The following is a 3,533-nucleotide window of genomic DNA, read 5'->3' on the forward strand; positions in this document are numbered from 1 at the left end:
CCATTGATTAGCGTTAATAGCATTGGCTACCGACGACTTTTCAAGAGAGATTGTTGATGGAACTAATGTCAGGAATTCAATCTTAGCTAAAAACTCAGCATTTTTTTGATGATAAAGCTTACTGTCAGCAACGAGATATTTCGGTGAAGGGCTCTTTTTAAAAACATCAACAAGTGCTTTGCTTCGAGCTTTAAAAATAGCGGTGTCAGCGCTATTGCCATCCCAATTTTTACACGCCAGTGGAATACCTCCATCTTGGCTAACAATGATTTCTTGCACAACTTGTTTTAAATCGGGGCGATGAGCTTTGCTGTGTCCATGAGTAATCTGAATGACATTTTCATCGCTATCTTTATCATCAAAATTGTACTCCCCAGTTAATGAATGACTCGTTGTGTCAAGGGATTGAAAGGTACAATCCACTTGCTCAAGTTCACAAGCTTGAGCTGAGACCAATGAGAATAAGCTTTCGCAACCAAAATTAGAACACTGATCGAGTGTTCGACCTAATTTGTGGCGATTAAAATGTGAGGCTTGAACACCTTCACGGAATAAATGTTCCAGTGGTAGGTTTGTGAAAAATTGAGGGCTAAGTGATAAAGGCCGATTAGCAAAACCTAATCCGTTCATTATCATGCCCTTGACGGCTTCTCCGGGAGTGATTGCTTGTTTTTCGTCTTGGGGGAGATACTGATCTAAAAGACTGACAATTTTTAAGTCTTCAATAACACCTGCAACAATACCGTGATGGTCTAATCGTTTGATTTCTATATTCATATTCACCTCAATTTTGAAGTGATATTTTATCAAACCATTGAAAATTTGGCGTTTATATTAAATAGAATTTTTTGAGATTGCTCTGATCAATGTCTGATGAAGTTCATGCCATCTTGTTATTAGTTCTGACAGCCTGCGATTATCAACTTTGTCGCCCAGCCAAGGCTTATCATCAATAACTTTCATCGTATGAAGCTCAAAAGCCAGGGCTTCTCCTTTGGTAGCAAAGCGTTTTCGGATTCTCTTTTCTGTACGCCCATTTGGGTAGCACTCGCAAATCCAAGGTTTCTTGCTGCCGTCTTTCAAGTTACGTACTGACATGGATACTCCGATTTAGAACAAAAGTGCTCGAAGCCTATCTGATATTTCTTATTTTGTTGCTGTATAGAGATGATAATTAATGTATGTGATTGATGACGATATACAATTCCAAATCGACATTTCGCATATTTCGGATAATTTAGATGTTAAAATGGCTTAACGAATTTGGGGGCATTTCTGACGAATTACCTTCTCACCTAGCCCGCCAAATATGGCACGAGTAGCTGAATGAAATGAGCGTAATTGAGGGAATGGTGCCGCATTAAGTTCTGGGTGAGGGATGTTTGTTAAGGCCAGTTCACACTCAGCAAGGTTTTCTAAATCTGCTATTGCTGCGCTTTTATCCATTAGCTTATTCAGTTCATCAGTAATTTCTTCTAGCCAGCGCTTTCTCTCAGCCTTTAAGAAAGGAGCATTGAGATTAAGTATATCAATAGTGTATTGAGCTTTGCGGTTGTCTGCTTGGGGAAGACTTGCTTTTGGATGAATTGAACCGTCAGAAGCTAAGTAGACAAAAAAATCACGACAATTTTTCGATTGTGGTGAAATAAACAAAGCGGGATCATAGGCTAATAAGTTATTGCTGTCTTTATAATGTCCACCAAATCTATCTTTCCCCGCATACTTCGAAAGATCTTGGCTATCTAAAGCACACCGAAGCAAATTTGCTTCATCAAATGTTTTTTGAGGATATAGGTGTTTGGTTTTTTCATGCTCAAAATGAGAACCAATATCATGAGTCTCTTTGAAGTATGCAAGATTTAGCTCTGTGTAGCAGCATAAGCCATATTGCTCTTCTAGTAGTTTTTGAAAAAGTCTATCTCCTTCATCTCTAAATCGCTTCCATGCTTTAGTGGCTTCTGATGACGTTTGAGGTATCCCACCCATTTGTGGAGAGTTTTGTGCTTCGATTAAGCTTCTGATAGTTCCAACATTGTTTTTTTTTATGTACCTCATTAACCAAGGAGCTCCTTGCGTTGAAGCATTCTATCTGTTTTTTGTAAGTCGGAATGATATTTTCCAAGCTGTGATTCAAGCTGAGCACGTAATGTGTTTGCTTCTTCTTCTTTGCCTAGCCCTGATTCAATTAACACGTAATATCTTTCTAATAAGCCGCTATGTTGTAAAGGAGGCTTCGATTCGACATCAAACAAGTGATTCAAAACATAGTTACTAGGCTCTCCATAGGTGCTGCCGAATATTGAAGCTATTTCACCGTTCTCTAGTTTTATGATCTGCTCTTTTCTGACGGTCGTGAGTACTTGTGGGCTGTGAGTACTAACAACAAATTGAATGTTAGGGAAGGTTTGCTCTAAATTTTGCAAGACAAGCTGTTGCCACTCAGGGTGTAAGTGCATATCAACTTCATCAATTAAAACAATGCCATCTCCTTCAAGAGGATTTTTCAAGCTAGGGTTCATTATCGCCAGTCGTCTGGCAATATCACCAACCAGAGCCATCAGTGATTTTTCACCTTGAGATAGTTGAGCGACATCTAAACGCTCACCATTCTTGTCAATAGACATATGAAGTCTAGGTCTTCGTCTCACCCTTAGATTTGAAAATTCAGGCATAAATGTTTCAATAGCATTGCGAACGGCGGCCAGCTGTATATCTCGTGAAGCTTCTTGCAATTTTTCGACACGTTTCCATTGGTCACTGCTTTCATTACCTAAGATTTCTCTAATTTGCTCAAAGGCATCTTCCCCAATACTGGCTTCATTTTGAGTATCTTCACGTTTGCGATACCACTCAAAAAACCTTCGAAAATCGACACCTTGAGTCAGCGCATTGTCATATCCATCAAGTTGCTGAAAATTATGCTTTCCTTTGATTTTTAGGGGAATGTCAATAACGACTCGTTCTACTGAGTAAAACGCTACCAAAGGTAAATTAGTTTTTTCATTTTGAGATAGAGACGTTCGATAATGATCAGCTAACGCAGATAAACTGGAATAATCACTTTTTAAACTACCTTTACGACCTTTGCGAGTTTTTGCGATTCGCCATGAGAAATAGTTTTCGTCATACGCTTCAGCGTCGCCATCTTCTATATACCCATAGGTATGCTGAAAAACATTGATATCAACAGCTGCAGAATTTTGCTCATTGTTAATTACTAATTCGGGGATTTGGCTACCAATACCTTTCTCAGTTCTAATACGAGCTACGAGCCAGCTTAATGAAGTTGCTAAAGAGCGTAGAACAGATGTTTTACCTGAACCGTTATTACCGACAAACACAGTTACATTACTGTCTATCTTGCCGTGTGGAGCAAGCATAACTTCAAGCTCTTTAAATCGCCCAATGTTATGTAATGATAAAGGAACTCGGCCGCAAGCAACCGAGTTTTATTTGAACAGTCCAAGCTGATCTGCACTTTTCTCTTTTTTGTCTAACTCTGCCAACTGTTCTTGAACATACTTTCTGATCAC

At 39.1% G+C, this 3,533-nt stretch carries 3 protein-coding genes and 1 pseudogene; all 4 read right to left on the reverse strand.

Going from position 1 to position 3,533, the window contains the following annotated elements:
* On the reverse strand, positions 1-777 hold a 777-nt coding region (locus D5018_RS20985), incomplete at its 3' end, for an IS1634 family transposase (protein ID WP_121840923.1).
* Positions 778-834: 57 nt separating this feature from the next.
* On the reverse strand, positions 835-1,098 hold the full coding sequence (locus D5018_RS20990) for a site-specific integrase (RefSeq protein WP_243637488.1): 264 nt from the start codon (positions 1,096-1,098) through the stop codon (positions 835-837).
* A gap of 156 nt (positions 1,099-1,254) precedes the next feature.
* Positions 1,255-2,055, reverse strand: a complete 801-nt coding sequence (locus D5018_RS20995) for a retron system putative HNH endonuclease (RefSeq protein WP_121840924.1) — start codon at positions 2,053-2,055, stop codon at positions 1,255-1,257.
* Positions 2,055-3,410: pseudogene (locus D5018_RS21000) on the reverse strand (AAA family ATPase); the annotation flags it as partial. The pseudogene D5018_RS21000 and the gene D5018_RS20995, both read right to left, overlap by 1 nt.
* Positions 3,411-3,533: the final 123 nt, after the last annotated feature.

This window comes from Parashewanella curva (genome assembly GCF_003675895.1).
Classification (GTDB): domain Bacteria; phylum Pseudomonadota; class Gammaproteobacteria; order Enterobacterales; family Shewanellaceae; genus Parashewanella; species Parashewanella curva.